Here is an 18,582-nt window from a genome sequence, read left to right on the forward strand (position 1 = left end):
ATATAGCTGGTGGAGTTGTGAAGAATCTGACGATGAAACGTTTTCGGAAACTGTTTGTGAATATAGTTGGAAAGTCTGTAAAAAGTGCTAGAAGACAAGTTCTAAAACTGTCTAACCTCTATTCTCTTAAGGAGGAGTTTCGAACTCTTTTTGAACGAATTTCTAGCTTAAATTTCTCGCTCCCCATTCTTTATGAAGCAGGAGATGAAAGTCCACCTTTGTTAGGAAATTAAGATGTTAAATAGTATACATTTTTAAAAATATATAGTTACACCAAGGGCGGAGTCTGCCTTTTTTAGGGTTATAAGGTACTGAATACATTTTTATCCCTAGAACAATTTGGTGAATAATAAAAATCATCAGAAATTCCAGTTGATTATTGGTTGTTTCTGATGATTTTTTAGGCATTTACACAGATTCTTCTGAGGTATGAATAATTTGGGCATCAGGAATCATTCTATATCAAGTAGGAATCTTAAAAGTTGGGTACCAAAACAAAAAAAATAAGGCTTTCCGAAACCTCAGAAAGCCTTATTTCATAGGGGTCTAACCCTTATTTCGCGATTGGGTAAACAGAAACTTGTTTCTTATCGCGACCTTTACGTTCAAAACGTACCACACCTTCAACTTTAGCAAAAAGTGTGTCATCACCACCGCGACCTACGTTCACACCTGGATAGATGTGAGTACCGCGTTGACGGTAAAGGATAGATCCACCAGTTACAGTTTGTCCGTCTGCAGCTTTTGCTCCAAGACGTTTTGCTTGTGAATCACGTCCGTTAGATGTAGAACCTCCACCTTTTTTGTGGGCGAATAATTGCAAGTTAGCAAGATTCATTTTCAACATAATTGTTTTCCTCCATATTAGCTTTCAGTGATAACTTTTGTTTGTACAAACTCCGACGAGTCTTCCGCCAAATTTGCCATACCGAGAAAGAAGGATTCAAAAAAGAGTTGAACCATCTCTCTCTGATGAGGGGGGATACTTTGTGGAATTTCCACACGTAAAAAACCACCCTCAGTTTCGTTTAATTCTAGATGTGGTTCAAAGCCTGCAAATTTTTCAATTGAATTTACAAAATTAATAGCAAGCGTAGAAACCGACGCACACACGACATCAAAGCCGTACTCGCCACTGGCAGCATGTCCAGTAATTTCTGCACTCCTCAGCTCGCCATCTTCGGCTTTTTCAAAGACTGCTTGTATCATGTGTTCACCTCTAATTAAGCGTTAATTGCGTTAATGACAACTTTTGTATAAGGTTGACGGTGACCTTGTTTACGGTGGCTACCTTTTTTAGGTTTGTACTTGAAAGTTACAACTTTCTTTTGTTTTCCTTGTTTTTCAACAGTTCCAACTACAGAAGCGCCAGCGATTACAGGAGTTCCAAGGACAGTTTTTTCACCACCTACAAGAACAACTTCGTCAAAAGTAACTTCTTGACCTGCTTCAACGTCTAACTTCTCAACGTAGATTGCTTGACCGACTTCAACTTTAACTTGTTTTCCGCCAGTTTTGATAATTGCGTATGTGCTCATTATGCACCTCCTATAGATTGTTTCGGGTTTCCCCATTTTGTGAAGACTCGCCTAGCATCGTGGGCCGAACCACTTCAACGATGTTCGTGCGGTTGCACAGGATGTGCATAGTCAACTTCTACATTCTATCCTACTCAGAAGAAAAAAGCAAGAGAAAAGACATACTGTATGCGGTAAAATTTTTTAGAAAGTTCAGCAGAACAATAATATTGTAGGAGAACTTTACCGAAAACACAAAAAAAGCTAAACAAACTCCTTGCTCAGCCTTGACAGGATTGTCATTATCCCTTATCATTAATCAGTTTACCTCAATTTAATCTATTCAAGATTAGTATACCTAAATGGAATCCGCCTAAATTCAACTTACCTAAGTGGAATCCGCCTAAAAATACATCTAGAAAAAAAAAGGACGAAAAAATGAGAAAAATTTTTATAACTCTAACTACCCTTTTTACACTATCTCTACTACTCAAAATAGGATTAGAAATCCATCACAATTTAATTTATTATTCCGTTTATTATGCCCAAAATCTAAACCATAGTAAGAAGGCTGATCCTATTATGGCTATGGTTATTGATAATCTAGAATATATTCCAAGACCAGAAAATAATCAGATAGGTTATGATTTTGATGGAATAAACATTATATACATAAAAACTGAAAATACTCGTTTGGCAGGATTAGAAGCTTGGTATGATTTATATCATGATAACCATATATATTATTTTAATTCTAGAGCTGAGTTAGTTGAATATTCCACAATAACAGATAATACTTCTTATAATATAAAAGATAAGCGAAAAGAAGCTCGAAAACTTATATATAGTATAATCCAACCCCTTATCGATATTCAACAAAAACCACCAAAATATGCCAACCTCCAATGGCTCTTCAACATAACTTATGGTAAAAGATTCCAATAACATCTTAAAAACCTAGAGAATGATTCATTTCACATTCTCTAGGTTTTTCTGTTTCTTATCTTTTGGATCCTTTCCCAGTTTGATAGAATAAATTCTGTCCCTGCTTCAAATCATGCCTCGGTTGAATTAGCATATGTTGACTCACATGTTTATGAATTCTTGACTAACTTCTAACTTCGTTAAACCTATACAGAATTCTATCTACAGAGCTGTAACATCAGCTCCAACAATTGCCAAATCTATCGCTAAAACCGCCTCAAAAGCACCTAATTACGCTAGTACAGCTGTTAAATCCATCGTCAAAACAGCCGTAGCTATTGCCAAACCCATAGCTACGGCAATCGCGACAGTCGCTCAATTCTTTAAAACTCAATCATCTGCTAAAAAAGGCAAGAAAGGAAGGTAGAAAATATGAACCTAAAAAAATATTTTGTAATAGTTAGTATATTTCTCGCTCTTATCGGTTCCATCTACATTTATATCCAATATAATCTAGCTCGCCATTCAGTCTACTATGCTAGTCAGATGCCTAGAAAAGAAGGAACTAGGCCTGAATTGGTTATGGCTGTTGAAAATAAGAATTTAATCGATAAACCAAATGATGATTACGTTTATTTTGATGAGGAAGTTGACCACACAATATATATTGATGATAACGCATATTTTACATCCGATTTCGAAGGATACTATCTCAGAATAGGTAAACAGAGGAGACTTTATTTTTACCATACTGATTCAACTGGAAAATTTATGACTTATTATTCTCCAGATGATAACTGGAAGGAACAACCAATGGATAAAGAAATTTTACAGGAAATAGAAGAGGTGATATCTCCAGTAACCGAAGATATTATTAAAGTTCAAAAAACACCATCTATTAATCTTCAAAAACTTTTCAACCAAAAATATGAGTCAATATTTAACTGACAGCAAAAGGTCTTAGAAATAGAAAACAGCTTAGAATTACGTCATTAAAAACGTTGATTCTAAGCTATTTTTATCAATTCAAATTTTAAGCGAGCTGAGAGATTTTTAGTCTTTACCCAGCCTCTGTGTTCAATTATTAAGTTCTACAGTTATTGAATAATACTAAACAGATAAGGATTTCTGAGAATCTGGATGAACCCTTCACTAAACCGCTAACTGTATTCTAGTCCCCATTACAGTTGACAAAGAAGCAAAAAATCTAGGAAACTATAGGTTCTAGTTTCCTAGATTTTTTCTAAAGTAAGTCCTCAATCAAATCATCCACTTGATCTTGTTGGGCTTGAGGAGTAATTTCTGTAATTCGGATACCTGCTACAGCTCTCTCTACTAATCCATCCACATCTAATCGTTGTTCATACTGCTCAACATTCTTTATTTTTGGATTCGTTTTGGGACGATCAGGTGCAAATATCGTACAACAATCCTCAAACGGTTGAATAGAAATATCAAAAGTATCAATCTCTTGAGCTATTTCGATAATTTCTAATTTATCCATAGTTACAACTGGACGGATAATAGGTGTTGTACTAACAGCATTAATAGCCAGCATACTTTCAACAGTCTGACTCGCAACCTGCCCTAGACTTTCCCCATTGACAATAATCTGTCCATTACGAACTTCACGAATCTTGTCTGTAATCCGCAGCATAAAACGACGGGTCAAAGTCATCAGATAGGCTTCTGGAGCCTTTTCTTTGATTTCTTCCTGAATCTCAGTAAAAGGAACCTCGATAAATTGAATATTTCCACCGAACTTAGTCAATTTTCTTGTCAAATCATGTGCTTTTTTTAAAGCTCCAGGGCTTGTATAGGGAGGACTTGCAAAGTGTACCGCTTCAATTTCAACACCCCGTTTGAGGGCTAAGTAGCCTGCAACTGGTGAATCAATTCCTCCTGATAACATAAGCATTCCCTTACCAGAAGTACCAACTGGTAAGCCACCAGCTGCACGGATACGCTCATGTGTCAAATAAGCTGCCTCTTCTCGAATCTCCACTTGAAGATTGATATCTGGTCCCTTCATCGCAACTTGAGCGTATGGGAAATGATGAAAAACAACATCCCCCAGTGTTACATTTAATTCACGGGAATCCTGTTCAAAACTGTGATCGCTTCGCTTACTTGAAATTTTAAAAGTCATGCCTTCCTTATAGATGGACGACATAATCTCTAATACTGCTGCTTCTAAAGCTGGAATAGACTTCTCAACCTTATATACAGGTGAGAAATTTTGAATCCCGAAGACCTCCTTCAAGTTCTGAGCAACTGCTTCATAATTAGCCCCATTCAAATAGACATGCGCCCGATCACGATCTGCAGTAATTTCTACTTGGGGAAAAGGAGATAAGACGTCCTTGATGTTGCGACGAAGTTGCTTAATAAAACGCATACGGTTTTTTCCCTTGGTGGACAATTCCCCGTAACGCACCATAATTTCTGAATATTGCATGTTTAACGTACTTTCCTTGTTTGTTGATAAATCAATTTAAAGGTGGTTAAAAATTGTTCCACCTGTGCCATCGTATTCTCCCGCGAGAAACTCAAGCGAACCGCTGAACTAGCCCGATTCCCAGGAATTCCCATCGCAATCAGTGTCCCAGCTGGCTTACCAGCCTTAGCCGAACAAGCACTTGTTGTCGATACAAAAATATTATACGATTCCAAGGCATGTAATAGTACCTCACCTCGGACTCCCTTAATTCCAAAGGTTAAGATATTGGAACTATATCCATCCAAGCCTGAAAAAATTTCCACATCCTCATATTGGGATAATTCTTGGAAAAGACTAGATTTAATAGCTGCCAAACGATTTTGAACCAAGTCCTGCTCTTCCAAACTCAAACGAAGAGCTTTCGCCATCGCTCCGATACCAGCAAGATTCTCAGTTGTCGACCGACGGTCACCTTCTTGCCCACCCCCTGTAAGCAACGGAGACAGCCGTTTTCCCTTTTTGAGAAAAGCAAAACCTACCCCACGTAACCCATGAAATTTGTGTCCCGAAAAACTAGCAAAATCAACACGCTCCGGCAAAAATAAAGATAGGTCCACCTTACCAAGCGCTTGAACAGCATCGACATGTAGGGAAACCTTTGGCCAGGCTTCTAAAATATTGGCAAGTTCTAGAATGGGTTGTATACGACCGATTTCATTGTTCACTGCCATGACCGAAACAAGAATTGTATCTGGTCGGATTAAGGAAGTGAATTGTTCTAAATCAATCTGCCCTGTCTTGTCGACTGGAATGAGCTCCACCTCAAAGCCCTGCTGCGTCAACCATTGCGCGGACTCCGCAATGGCAGGATGTTCCACAGCCGAAATCAAGATATGTCTTCCAAAATCTTGCTTCTCAAAAGCAACACCTTTCAGAATCCAGTTGTCGGCTTCGGTTCCACCAGAAGTGAAGACAATTTCCTGTGGATCCTTACCAATCAAATCCGCAATCTGTTTCCGAGAAGCTTCTAAAAAACGGTGAGCCTGATTCCCAAGTCGATGTAGACTTGAAGGATTACCCAAAATCTTTGAGGCTATTTCTGTATAAGTTGCCAAAACCTCCGGATAGGGACGGGTAGTGGCCGCATTGTCAAAATAAATCATGTTGACTCCTTGTATTCAATGCTCCTATTATATCACTAGTTTTTGATAAAACGGCATCAAAAATCATAAATCTTAGCTCCAAATTTACATCTGGAAAACTTTTAGCCAACAATCCACGAATTCTCATCATTCAAGATTCTACAATCTCGCCGATATTCTTCCCTATAGCTAGTTTTAGGAGGCCTCATCTACCATCAACTCAATACATTTAATCAGGTGACTCTAGTTCAATCTTGAATTTTCTCCTGCCCCTAGCTATAATAGGAAGAGTAAAGGAGAACATCATGACAGAATTATCAAGACGTAAAAAACAAAAATCAAAGAAACCAGTCATCGACAAAGAAAAAACCAAACAAAAACTAAATACTGGTCTCAATGCCTTTCAACGAACACTAGCCATTGTCGGAGGTATCCTTGGTTTAATTACGGCCTCCATTACCATTTACACCTTTATGAATCGAAACAATCCGTCAAATGGGAATTCTAACCCCGTTCAAACCATCATTCGCCAAATTCAAGGCAACCCAGAACCAACTAGCTCTAGTAGTCAGGTAGAAACAGGGAATTCTGAAACCATTCCTTCCTCAAGCGAAACACCGACTCCAAGCGAAAGCTCTAGTCAAGAACCCACACTTGAAACCAATAGTTCAATCACAACAGAGGCACCCATTGCAAACAGTGGAGAAGGTCCTGAAACTGAATAATTTTTTTAACACCGAGCAATGGACTGAATCTTAGATTCACATAGAAAAAAGTTGAGACTACTAAGTAGATCCCAACTTTTTTCTTGTAGCCTAAAATTTGCCCAGTCCCTACACAAACTCTCGCATCATTGCATCAGCTCTACCGCTTCTGCAATGGGAAAACTTCAAGTTTATTCTACCAACATCAGACTTGATAGTGGTAGAATAGAATCATTACTTGATTTTTATAAATTATTTTTTGGTAAACCTAAACTATACTGAATATAAAAGGAAGTCCTCTTATCGTTTTTCACCAAAAAATTAAAAAACTATAGAATAAGGATGAATATGATTACGAAAGAATTCGACACTATTACAGCCATCTCCACTCCCCTCGGTGAGGGGGCTATCGGAATTGTCCGACTCTCAGGAACAGATAGTTTAACCATTTTGAAAAAAGTGTTTAAGGGGAAAAATCTGGATCAGATAGTTAGTCACACCCTAAATTACGGACATATTATCGACCCCGATAAAGATGAAATTTTAGATGAAGTCATGGTGGGAATTATGCTGGCCCCCAAAACCTTTACACGAGAAAATGTTGTCGAGATTAACACTCATGGTGGAGTGGCTGTGACCAACGAGATCCTTCAGCTCTTAATCCGGCAGGGAGCACGTTTGGCCGAACCTGGTGAATTCACAAAACGCGCTTTTCTAAATGGGAGGGTTGACCTGACCCAAGCCGAAGCTATTATGGATTTAATCCGTGCCAAAACCGACAAAGCTATGAATATTGCGGTCAAACAATTGGATGGCTCTCTGTCGCAATTAATCAATAATACACGACAAGAGATTCTAAATACACTGGCTCAAGTCGAAGTCAACATCGACTACCCAGAATACGATGATGTGGAAGAAATGACGACCCAACTATTGCGGGAGAAAACAGCAGATTTCGAGCAACTGCTAACATCTCTTCTTCAAACAGCCCGTCGAGGCAAAATCCTGCGAGAGGGAATCACTACTGCTATTATCGGTCGTCCGAATGTCGGTAAATCTAGTCTTCTCAATAGTTTGCTGCGAGAAGACAAGGCTATTGTCACCGATATTGCCGGTACAACACGAGATGTTATCGAAGAGTATGTCAATATTCAAGGGATTCCACTGAAACTCATTGATACAGCAGGTATCCGCGAAACTGAAGATATCGTAGAGCAAATTGGGGTCGAACGCTCCCGTAAGGCCCTATCTGAGGCAGATTTAGTCTTACTCGTTTTAAACTCCAATCAAGTCCTAACCGATCAAGATCGTCAACTCTTGGAATTAACACAAGATATGAACCGGATTGTTCTCCTCAATAAAACAGATTTAGAGTCTAAGATTGAACTAGATCAGCTCCCCGCAGATGCCATTCCAATTTCCGTGCTAACCCAAGATAACCTAGAAGCTATTGAAGAACGAATCAACCAACTCTTTTTCGAGAACGCAGGTCTGGTTGAGCAAGACGCTACCTACCTCTCGAACTCTCGACATATTAGTCTCATCGAAAAAGCTGTAGCCAGTCTTCAAGCTGTAAACGAAGGACTCGCCCTTGGAATGCCTGTTGACCTGCTTCAGGTTGATTTGACTCGAACTTGGGAAATACTAGGTGAAATCACAGGAGATGCAGCACCCGATGAACTGATTACACAATTATTCTCCCAATTCTGTTTAGGGAAATAAAGATATTCTCTATCCGTTCAAAAAACCAACCTCACATAAGGTTGGTTTTTTGTCTGTTCCTTTTAGGTATTCCTGCTGTCAGCCTCTGCAACTTTTAAGTAGGCTTCCGCCACACCAGATTCCACTAACTTTTCATCAATAAAACTACCGTTTGAAGTCCGATCCAGAAGGCTGATCTGCGAAAGATCAACCACATAGGTCTGCTCCGTTTGAGCTAGAACTTCTAACTGACCAGGTTCATCCACTGGAATAATACCAGCTTTAAAGACACGATGCGGTGCTTTCTTCAATTCTTTTAAGATTTGCAAACCACGACCAGCTCGACCAGCTAGTGGGAAATCCGCTACACGATTAGCCTTAATGGCACCACGTTGAGTCAGTAGATAGAAGGTCTCAGCTGTAACAGGGAAGGCGGCCACTATCCAGTCGTCAGCTTTAAGATTCATAGCTTTGACTCCAGCCGCTTTTGCTCCAACTTGCGGTATATCGTCGCCTGCAAAGTGCAGGGCATAACCCAAGTGACTAATGGCCATAACAGACTCTTGCTCAATTGGTAACACAGAAATCACCTGATCTTGATCACCCTTGAGTTTCATATAAAGCGTTGCCTTTGACTTATACGTCCGCCACGGTTTGATCTCTGAAATCGCCAAACGTTTAATCTGACCAGATTTACTAGCAACCAAATACGTTCCCTGTTCAAAATCTGACACAATTTGAGCAAAGACAACTGCTTCTTCCTGACCTAAATTCGTAATGAATTGGCTCAGATGCTCGCCTAAGTCTTTCCAGCGAATATCAGCTAACTCATGAACAGGACGGTAGATAACATTTCCCTTATTGGTAAAAAGTAAAAGGTGCTCGGTTGTTTGACAAGCTCTCAAGAGAATCAAATGGTCATCCTCCCGCTTGCCCATCTCTTCTAAGCTTGAAGCTGAGAAGGAACGGGGACTGGTTCTCTTGATATAGCCAGCCTTTGTCACAGACACATAGGTATCCTCAGCAACAATCAAACTGGAACTATCAATCTCAATCGTCTGAGCCTGCTCTTGTAGCTCAGATAAACGAGGACTTGCAAAAATCTTCTTAACCTGCCGCAACTCTTTTTTCATGAGATTGAACAGAGTTCCCTCATCACCGATAATGGCTTGCAAGGTCTGAATAGTTTCTTCCAACTCACTTTGCTCCGCCAAGAGAATTTGCACATCCGTATTCGTTAAACGATAGAGTTGTAAGGTTACAATCGCCTCAGCTTGTTCTGGAGTAAAGTTGTAAGTTGTTTCCAAGTTCTTCTTGGCATCTGCCTTGTTTTCCGATTGACGAATCAAGGCAATGACTTCATCCAAAATCGAAACAACTCGAATTAAACCTTCCACAATGTGAAGACGTTTTTCCGCCTTAGCTTTTTCAAAATGACTACGGGCTAAAATGACTTCCTGACGATGCTGAATATAGCTGGTTAGAATGCGATGCAAGCCGACTTGACTTGGAGTTGAGTGGTCAATCGCAACCATATTAAAATTATAGTTGATTTGCAGATCGCTGTATTTGAACAAATAGTTCAAAATCAATTCAGCATTGGCATCTTTTTTCAATTCAATCGCAATCCGTAGACCCGTTCGATCTGTTTCATCCCGAACTTCAGCGATTCCAGCTACCTTATTGCCCAAACGGATATCATCAATCTTTTTAACCAGACTAGCCTTATTGACTTCATAAGGCAACTCCGTCACTATAATTTGTTGTTTTCCACCTTTAAGAGCTTCAATCTCTGTTCTGGCACGAACAACAACGCGACCTTTTCCAGTTTCATAAGCCTTACGAATCTCATCCTTGCCTTGAACGATTCCACCCGTTGGAAAATCTGGTCCAGGTAAGAACGTCATCAATTTGTCTAACTTAGCATTGGGATGGTCAATCAGATAGACCACCGCATCAATGACTTCAGCGAGATTATGCGGGGGAATATCCGTCGCATATCCAGCTGAAATACCAGTAGCCCCATTGACTAAGAGATTGGGAAAGGCAGCAGGAAGAACGGTCGGTTCTTTTTCGGTATCATCAAAATTCCAGGCAAAAGGAACTGTTTCTTTCTCAATATCAAGAAGCAGATAATCTGAAATCTCGGATAAACGAGACTCTGTATACCGCATCGCTGCAGGTGGATCCCCATCCATGGACCCATTGTTCCCGTGCATCTCCACCAGAATTTCACGGTTTTTCCAGTCCTGGCTCATCCGCACCATGGCATCGTAAATAGACGAATCCCCGTGCGGATGGAAATTCCCCATAATATTTCCGACAGCCTTGGCCGACTTGCGGTAGCCTTTCTCAAATGTATTGCCATCTTTATTCATCGAATAAAGAATCCGGCGTTGAACAGGTTTCAGACCATCCCGAATATCCGGTAAGGCCCGATCCTGGATGACATATTTAGAATAGCGCCCAAAGCGCTCACCCATAATGTCCTCTAAGGACATGGTTTGAATGTTTGACATTGTTGCTCCTAAATAAAGTTAATTATAGCTCAATTTTAAATATCAGCTATACAATTTTTAAATTTTTCTATATCTTCAGAAAAACTTTCTTCCGTTATATTTAGAAGAATAGTGTAACCTTCTCTCAGTGGCTCATAAATATCATTGAGATAATCTATATCATAGGATTCATCTGAATTATACAAAGTATCAAGTTCATTAACGAGTTCATTGATTTCATTGCTCTTAGCTTCATAATGAGGATAAAAGTTTCGAAAATGTTCTTTGTCTACAAATTTATTTAGAAGATTATAAAGTGATTTAATTTTAGAAATATAGTTGCCGTTGTTTATATCATTATACTGGAAATTAAGATACTCCACAAATTTTTTTGCCGAGTCAAAATCAATGTTTTGAGTATGATTATTTGCATGTGCATAGTCATGTCTAGCTTTAACTAACTTCACATAAGAATCTTTATAGTTCATAACAATACTTGGAGTATACAGCTCAAATTTTGGATAGTAGAACTTCATCTCGGCCAATATTCTTTCTATAGTCGGCGTTACAGGATAACGTTCAGGCGGCATCTGACCTAAAATATATCTATCTTTCGGTGTCTGCTGATCTATATCAAATTGAACTTCCAATATTTTGTAAATTGTATTCTTTAACAATTGTTCCGATAAAGAATATATAGCGATTACTAAAGAATTCTCAAGCGTTTTGATGAGAGACTCAGACATTGTAAATAGTTCATTATTTACAAGTTGTTTTAATTGCGTATAATCTGCTATTGTTTTTTCAATTTCTGCCAACCTATCTGCATAACAAAAACTAGTCATCCTCCACTACCTCTTTGGTCATTTCAATTTGCTTATCTGTCCACTCAACTAAATCCCTAATTACTAGTTTTTCAATGACTTTGATAAAGTCAGACATAAATCTATAATCTACATTCTTAGCTGATACAGGCAAGTCAAACTGAAAACTAGGTGTCTGAGAGGCTCGCAATTTAAATCCAAAATCATATTTTCCAAGTAGTTTCTTTTCAATTACTGTTTTCAAGTAAAGTAAAGACTTTGGATACAGATTATCGTCATTCCAAAAAACACCCGTATCATCACCAGCTCCAAATTCATAAGAACGATAGAAGGTATTTCCAAAAATATCAATCGTCAATGAATGTTTCGGAAAAATCCTCACATCATTGCCGATTGTCCTAACTAAACCCGTATTTGAAGTCCCAGCCATAATAAACGGTAAATCACCTTCAATTTGGTCATCTTTTTTTAAACGACGTCCCTGATGAATTTCTGGAAAAATGGTTTTCATCTTGATAGGTGATAAAGACAATATACCCAAATACTCTACTCTACTCTGAGTATCGGAGAGTTTTTCGAACTTGTCAAGTATTTCTTCATCATTTTTTGTTAAGTGATAATCTCTTAATCCGGTGACTGTTAGATAAGCCTCGAGCGTCTCGATGCGTTCAGCCTCGAGCGTCTCGATGCGTTCAGCCTCGAGCGTCTTAATGTAGTTTTCCATATATAGAAATGCCAACTCTTTATTTATGAAAGGAAGTTTTATCTTTTCTTTTCTTAATTTTGAAGAACTCATCGGATTTCCGTAATTAAAACGCTCCCTAATTTTTTTAAAAAGATTAGCAGTAAATAAATATTGAGATTTTCCAGCATTCTCATTCTTATATTTTACAACACGAACATTATCTGAAAAAAAAGCTCTATAAGGATGATAGAAAACTGCACTTTCCTTTCCATTATATGCTATACTTAGACATTCTTCATAAATAGCAGAGCTATCACTTATTGAAATATACTCTTGAATTCCATTATTAACCGATGATGAAGATATATATGGGATTTCCCCAGGTATTATCTCGTTTTTTGTTAACCGCTTCCCATTAAATACATCGAAAAAATCCTCAACTTCTTTTTCTAACCATTCGCCCCCTGCCTTTACAAAATCATTTTCTAGCTTTTGTAGGCGAGGGCTTAGGCTTTTTTTGAGGTGTCTTCTCCTTTTTGTTGCAGAAGTTGGGTGACTTCCCAAGAGAGATAGTCTGCGACCGTCTTTTTAAAGTCTTCTAAAGTTGGCTTGGTATCAATGATTTGATGTTGTTCAAAATTCCAATCATTCCCTTGATTAGTGATAAAGTCTTCGATATAAGTTGCTTCTAAATCCCAATCCGCACTAATTTTTGCTCGCTTACCTGCCTTGTAGATTTTGATCACATCTTGATAGCGTTCAGTTGGACTATCAATCTCAGTTACACCACGCTTAGCGCGTTTGTATCCGTCATTTCTAAAATCAATAAATTTGACCGTCTTCTCAAAATCATGCTTGGTATGGGCTTTAAAGATATAAACAGAGGTCTGTACCCCTGCCATAGGTACAAATAAGTCAACAGGCATTTTAATAGAGGCAAGGAGAGTATGCTTACTTAAGATAGATTTAGCTGTTTTGATTGCTTTTCCAGATCCTGCACTATCTTGAATGATGATAGCACCCAGTCCCCCTTTTTTCATCTTATCTAATCCATAAGCGATAAAAGGAAGTCCATTTTCATCATGAGAAAACGGTGGGTTTAGTAACAAACGGTCTGCTTCGAAATCTGTAAACAAATTCTCGGGACGATTAAAGGCAGAACCTTTTTCAATCCGACTAGAACCATCACCTCTCAAAATCATATTAGTAGTCGCTAAGGTGTACATTTCAGCATTGAGTTCAATTCCCAAAAGATTATTTTTCTTTAACTCTAAAATCGTTTTCTCTGCTTGAGTCGTACCTTTTCCATACCGAAGATTGGTAGCTTCCACCATCAACTCCATAGCAGATATCAAGAAACCTGCTGAACCGGTTGCTAAATCCATGACTTTGTTCTTTTCATCAATGCCTAATATCTGAGCCATCATTTTTGTAACATAGGGTGGAGTAAGAACAATCCCAATTTCTTTCCCATCTCCAAGGGCATATTTTAGAAATTCAGAATACATCTCTCCCATGATATCAATATGAGCACCTAAGCCATCAATGGATTTAAAAATATATTCATAAATAAAGGTGAAAATTTGCTTTGTTACGGAAGAAGAACCATCAATCAGTTTTGCAACTTCCTTATCATTCTCTGTAACTTCATCACGCTGGGGATCTTTTGAAATTTCTTGAAATGATGATAACATCAATTTCTGCTTATCTTTATCAATAGCACGTTCATCCAAAAAGGCTTTAATTTGGTCAACAACTTTTTTACCGTCACGCTTCGTATCGGACTGTACACCTTTTAAATCATCTGGTGTTAGACCGTCATCCACATGATGTCCATTTTTATCGACCACATCCTGCATCGCTAAGAGCATACCAGATACATAGAGGACACGTTGGGGAGCGGTGATATTATGATTATGCATCAATCTATTTAACTTTTTAGCATAAGATTGCAAAGTGGCTTGACTATCTATCAGAATCCGATGTTTTTCTTCTTCTGTCAGAATAGCTTCCTTGTAAAATACGTCAAAGGATTTTTTTGTTTCAAGAAAATCTAGGCTAGTTCTAGAGTCGAGTGATTTGTAGGCGTTAGGGGCGGAACCAAAAACATAGTATACTTTTATTGCTACATTTTCTGCATTATCGCCAGCAATACCAATCGCAATCACCTCACTATACTTGCCACTATCAATGATACTTCGTGAATAATGTAAGGCTCCATTAACAGCAAAAGCTTGTTTGGATTTATCGTCTGTCTTTATGCCATCTTTTGTCTCCGAGACTAGCTTTTTTAAACCAAGTTTATTTTCAATAAGGACTGGTAACTTGTATTTTTCAATATGGAGATCTGGTATTCCAAAATTAGTCTTAGTCGCAGTTTTCGCAGAACCTTTCAGTGCCTCTTTTAGATAGTCACTCATACCAGATTCTTCATTATAGTCTCTGTGTTTCTCTAAACCAATTCGTGCAAACTGACTTTTTACCCAATCATTGACATCTGTTTCTAATTTCCAGTTCATTTTATATCCTCAATATCTTATTGGTATCAGTATCATTGAGATTCTGCTACCTAATAAACCTACTCTGTTAAAACACTCCACTTTCTTCCAAGGTAAAGGTTACGTTTTCCTCAATCCACTTGCGGCGTGGTTCAACCTTGTCTCCCATCAAGGTAGAGACGCGGCGTTCGGCACGCGCAACATCATCAATCGTTACTCGAATTAGGGTACGAGTCTCTGGGTCCATGGTGGTTTCCCACAATTGATCGGCATTCATCTCACCCAATCCTTTGTAACGCTGCACAGTCGCACCTTTCCCAAATTGTTTGCGAAGTTCTTGCAGTTCCTGATCAGTCCAAGCATAGGCCACTTCTTCTTTTGCCCCGCGTCCTTTAGACATTTTATACAGAGGAGGTAGGGCAATGTAAACTCGGCCAGCTTCGACTAAGGGTTTCATATACCGATAAAAGAAGGTCAAAAGCAGAGTTTGGATATGGGCGCCGTCGGTATCCGCATCCGTCATGATGATAACCTTGTCATAGTTGGCATCGTCAAGTTGGAAGTCTGCTCCCACACCCGCGCCAATAGTGTAGATCATGGTGTTGATTTCTTCATTTTTCAGGATATCGGTCATCTTGGCCTTAGCCGTATTAATAACCTTACCACGAAGGGGAAGAATTGCTTGGAATTTTCGATCTCGACCTTGTTTGGCAGAACCTCCGGCAGAATCTCCCTCGACCAAGAAAAGCTCGTTTTTAGCAGCATTCTTCGATTGAGCAGGGGTTAACTTACCGGATAAAAGCCCTTTATCCTTTTTCTTCTTCCCAGATCGGCTCGCATCACGCGCCTTTCTTGCAGCCTCCCGTGCGTCACGCGCTCGAATAGCCTTACGAATCAAATTTGCGGCCATTTCCCCATTTTCCATTAAAAAATAAGTAAACTGTTCGATCATAACACCTTCTACAAATGGTCGAGCCAAAGGACTTCCTAACTTATCCTTGGTTTGTCCCTCAAACTGCAAATATTCCTCCGGCACAAGAAGCGACAGAACAGCGGTCAAACCTTCACGGTAATCGGAACCATCCAGATTCTTTTCCTTCTCCTTGAGAAGCCCTGTCTTGCGAGCATAATCATTCATGGCCTTGGTCAAGGCTGTCTTCAGACCAGTCTCATGGGTCCCCCCATCCTTAGTTCGCACATTATTCACGAAAGATAAAATATGATCGGAATACCCATCGTTATATTGGAGGGCTACCTCTACCTGAAATCCTTGATCTTCCCCCTTAAAATCTAAAATAGGGGTCAATACCTCTTTCCCTTCATTAAGGTAAGCTACAAAGTCTTGAACCCCATTCTCGTAATGGAAAGAGGCCTCATCTCCAGTCCTTTCATTCTTGAGGCTAAGGGTTACATCCTTAAGCAAAAAAGCAGATTCGTTCAAGCGATCGGCGATTGTACCAAACTTAAAATTAGTGGTCGAAAAAATAGCTGGATCCGGCATAAAGTGAACCTTAGTCCCAGACTGAGATTTAGGCGCCTTACCAACTCTCTCCAAACCCGTAACCGGAGTCCCCCCCATTTCAAAACGCTGACGATAAACAGTACCATCACGAGTGATTTCCACCTCTAACCACAAGGATAGAGCATTAACAACAGAGGAGCCAACCCCGTGCAAACCACCAGATGTCTTGTAACCACCTTGCCCAAACTTACCACCCGCATGGAGAACTGTAAAAATCACTTCAACGGTCGGTTTCCCCATGGCGTGCATTCCAACAGGCATTCCCCGCCCGTGGTCCGCAACTGAAATTGATCCATCTTGGTGGATGACGACATCAATCTGATCTCCAAAACCTGATAGGGCTTCATCAACTGCATTATCAACAATTTCCCACACTAAGTGGTGTAGTCCTACCCCATCCGTTGAGCCAATATACATTCCAGGACGCTTACGAACCGCATCCAAACCTTCTAAGACTTGAATGGCATCATCATTATAGGCGGTTAAACTGACCTCTTTCTTTGCCATAGTGTCCTCCTTGTTTTCAGTACCTTCTATCTTACCAATTTTTCCTAGAATTGCAATAGATTCAAATACCTGCCCCCCCAACTTGGGTAATCTCTGGTTCATTCACGAATACCCTGTCACCATTCTTCTAAAATTTCTTTTGTGTAGACCATATATTTGCTCCTTTATTCACGCTTATTTGGAACACTGACAATTTCCTATTCTCATTTTATTGAATGCTCATCAAAAACCTATACACAAACTTAACACTGTCCTACACAAATATTGGCTATTTTCACTCACGCCACAGGAAACATGAACAACAAACTAATGGCGGTTTTAGAAAAATACTAGTTTTGCCCCTTTTTTGCCCCTTCACCACTAGAATATATCAAAGAACATAACCCAAACCCTTGATATATCATGATTTTTAGAAAGGCTTGTGCTATACTATTTCTATGATTATCTTATGCTTTTTAATCGCCTATCTATTAGGCTCAATACCAACGGGGCTCTGGATCGGCCAACACTTTTTCAATATTGATTTACGTACTGAAGGTTCTGGGAATACGGGCACCACAAATACCTTCCGCATACTTGGCAAACAGGCTGGAATGATTACCTTTCTCATTGATTTCTTTAAGGGCTCCCTTGCTACCTATCTCCCTATACTTCTAGGACTCCCTGTTTCCCCTATTCTATTTGGTTTGGCTGCCGTTCTAGGGCATGTCTTTCCGATTTTTGCCCATTTTAAGGGGGGGAAGGCGGTTGCGACTAGCGCTGGTGCGGTTTTCGCCTATTCCTTCGGCTTCTTTATCTACATGGCCATTATTTTCTTTGGTGTACTCTATCTTTTCAGTATGATTTCCCTCTCTAGTATGGCAGCTGCCATTGCAGCGATTCTTGGGGTTCTTATTTTCCCAGCCATTCATTTTCTAATTCCGGAATACGATACTGCCTTTACCCTAACAATCATTGGTATTGCGCTTCTCATTCTTATTCGTCATCGCTCCAATGTTGTTCGTATCTTGGATCGAAAAGAAAATATCATACCTTGGGGCATCAATTTAAGCCAACAAAAACCAGAAAAGGCTCATTCAGATAGCAAGAACAGCTAGGTATAGCCATCCTAATGCATAATTGATTCAACAAAAACACCTAAAAGATTCCTGCACCATACGAATAATTGTCGCTTACTTCGCAAACTCTATACTAGACACTCAAACATCCACTACATCCAAGTGTGTTTACTATATCAAAAAAAGAAGGTTGGGATTTCTCCTCAGCCTCTTTTTTCTATGTGAAAGTTCCCCTTATTAGTTTTGTAATATTCCGCAAATTAGACACCCCACCATCACACTGAGATTATAAGAGCGCCTCTATCCTAATACTTAACAAAAAACAAAAATAGCTGTATACTATAAGGTATGAAAGTCGAACTAAATGAATATCAAATTAGCGAATTGAAGCAAGCCCTGAAAGATAAAAAGAATGCACAGCACCATAGGAAAATTCAAGCTCTCATTCTCTACTCTGAATGTCAGAATTTAACAGCAGTAGCTAAATCAGTAGGTTTTGTTCATCAAACTGTACGAAACTTATTGAACCGTTATCTAGAAGGAGGTTTAGAGGCACTCCTTA

The 18,582-nt window shown here is 39.3% G+C and carries 16 protein-coding genes, 1 pseudogene and 1 other annotated feature; of the genes and pseudogenes, 7 read left to right on the forward strand and 10 right to left on the reverse strand.

Features of this window, described 5'->3' with window-relative positions:
- Window positions 1-233, forward strand: a pseudogene (locus E4T71_RS09785) (hypothetical protein); the annotation flags it as partial.
- 320 nt (window positions 234-553) lie between these two features.
- Here the strand turns inward: E4T71_RS09785 and rpmA are convergent.
- The 3 genes from rpmA to rplU are packed head-to-tail and all read right to left on the reverse strand — an operon-like array spanning window position 554 to window position 1,538.
- On the reverse strand, window positions 554-847 hold the full coding sequence (gene rpmA, locus E4T71_RS05455; RefSeq protein WP_003032879.1) for a 50S ribosomal protein L27: 294 nt from the start codon (window positions 845-847) through the stop codon (window positions 554-556).
- A 17-nt stretch (window positions 848-864) separates the two neighbouring features.
- A complete protein-coding gene (locus tag E4T71_RS05460) occupies window positions 865-1,209 on the reverse strand; it encodes a ribosomal-processing cysteine protease Prp (RefSeq protein WP_135037916.1) in 345 nt (114 codons plus the stop codon).
- Window positions 1,210-1,223: 14 nt separating this feature from the next.
- Window positions 1,224-1,538, reverse strand: coding sequence for a 50S ribosomal protein L21 (gene rplU, locus E4T71_RS05465; protein ID WP_135037918.1), 315 nt, complete (start codon window positions 1,536-1,538; stop codon window positions 1,224-1,226).
- A gap of 33 nt (window positions 1,539-1,571) precedes the next feature.
- Window positions 1,572-1,642: a sequence feature (ribosomal protein L21 leader region), on the reverse strand.
- A gap of 313 nt (window positions 1,643-1,955) precedes the next feature.
- On the opposite strand from rplU, the gene E4T71_RS05470 reads away from it, so the two are divergent.
- Together E4T71_RS05470 and E4T71_RS05475 are read left to right on the forward strand one after the other, a co-directional pair.
- Window positions 1,956-2,462 carry a hypothetical protein gene (locus E4T71_RS05470; RefSeq protein WP_135037920.1) on the forward strand — a complete coding sequence of 169 codons (507 nt, stop codon included), beginning with the start codon at window positions 1,956-1,958 and terminating at the stop codon, window positions 2,460-2,462.
- A 411-nt stretch (window positions 2,463-2,873) separates the two neighbouring features.
- Window positions 2,874-3,389: a hypothetical protein gene (locus E4T71_RS05475; protein WP_135037922.1), complete on the forward strand. Its 516-nt coding sequence runs from the start codon at window positions 2,874-2,876 to the stop codon at window positions 3,387-3,389.
- 295 nt (window positions 3,390-3,684) lie between these two features.
- Here the strand turns inward: E4T71_RS05475 and thiI are convergent, their stop codons facing one another.
- Window positions 3,685-4,899, reverse strand: coding sequence for a tRNA uracil 4-sulfurtransferase ThiI (gene thiI, locus E4T71_RS05480; protein ID WP_135037924.1), 1,215 nt, complete (start codon window positions 4,897-4,899; stop codon window positions 3,685-3,687).
- Between the two features lie 2 nt (window positions 4,900-4,901).
- On the reverse strand, window positions 4,902-6,044 hold the full coding sequence (locus tag E4T71_RS05485; protein WP_135037926.1) for a cysteine desulfurase family protein: 1,143 nt from the start codon (window positions 6,042-6,044) through the stop codon (window positions 4,902-4,904).
- A gap of 284 nt (window positions 6,045-6,328) precedes the next feature.
- Here E4T71_RS05485 and E4T71_RS05490 point away from each other — a divergent pair, with 284 nt between their 5' ends.
- Together E4T71_RS05490 and mnmE are read left to right on the forward strand one after the other, a co-directional pair.
- A complete protein-coding gene (locus E4T71_RS05490) occupies window positions 6,329-6,748 on the forward strand; it encodes a DUF6556 family protein (RefSeq protein ID WP_135037928.1) in 420 nt (139 codons plus the stop codon).
- A 327-nt stretch (window positions 6,749-7,075) separates the two neighbouring features.
- A complete protein-coding gene (gene mnmE, locus E4T71_RS05495) occupies window positions 7,076-8,449 on the forward strand; it encodes a tRNA uridine-5-carboxymethylaminomethyl(34) synthesis GTPase MnmE (protein ID WP_135037929.1) in 1,374 nt (457 codons plus the stop codon).
- Window positions 8,450-8,511: 62 nt separating this feature from the next.
- Here the strand turns inward: mnmE and parC are convergent, their stop codons facing one another.
- From parC to parE, 5 genes are all read right to left on the reverse strand, one after another.
- On the reverse strand, window positions 8,512-10,947 hold the full coding sequence (gene parC, locus E4T71_RS05500; RefSeq protein ID WP_135037932.1) for a DNA topoisomerase IV subunit A: 2,436 nt from the start codon (window positions 10,945-10,947) through the stop codon (window positions 8,512-8,514).
- 35 nt (window positions 10,948-10,982) lie between these two features.
- Entirely contained in the window at window positions 10,983-11,744 is a 762-nt protein-coding gene (locus tag E4T71_RS05505) for a hypothetical protein (protein ID WP_135037934.1), read from the reverse strand.
- Between the two features lie 19 nt (window positions 11,745-11,763).
- Window positions 11,764-12,999, reverse strand: coding sequence for a restriction endonuclease subunit S (locus E4T71_RS05510; protein ID WP_135037936.1), 1,236 nt, complete (start codon window positions 12,997-12,999; stop codon window positions 11,764-11,766).
- Window positions 12,942-14,954 carry a class I SAM-dependent DNA methyltransferase gene (locus E4T71_RS05515; protein WP_135037938.1) on the reverse strand — a complete coding sequence of 671 codons (2,013 nt, stop codon included), beginning with the start codon at window positions 14,952-14,954 and terminating at the stop codon, window positions 12,942-12,944. The genes E4T71_RS05510 and E4T71_RS05515 overlap by 58 nt, the downstream gene beginning before the upstream one ends.
- Window positions 14,955-15,021: 67 nt before the next feature.
- Window positions 15,022-16,962, reverse strand: coding sequence for a DNA topoisomerase IV subunit B (gene parE / locus E4T71_RS05520; protein WP_135037940.1), 1,941 nt, complete (start codon window positions 16,960-16,962; stop codon window positions 15,022-15,024).
- Window positions 16,963-17,399: 437 nt separating this feature from the next.
- On the opposite strand from parE, the gene plsY reads away from it, so the two are divergent.
- Together plsY and E4T71_RS05530 are read left to right on the forward strand one after the other, a co-directional pair.
- Complete coding sequence (gene plsY / locus E4T71_RS05525) at window positions 17,400-18,059, forward strand: glycerol-3-phosphate 1-O-acyltransferase PlsY (RefSeq protein WP_135037942.1); 660 nt, start codon at window positions 17,400-17,402, stop codon at window positions 18,057-18,059.
- A gap of 309 nt (window positions 18,060-18,368) precedes the next feature.
- Window positions 18,369-18,582 (forward strand): helix-turn-helix domain-containing protein (locus E4T71_RS05530; protein ID WP_135034965.1); only part of this gene is annotated, 214 nt, incomplete at its 3' end.

It is taken from the genome of Streptococcus sp. WM07 (assembly GCF_004570525.1).
Taxonomy (GTDB): Bacteria; Bacillota; Bacilli; order Lactobacillales; family Streptococcaceae; genus Streptococcus.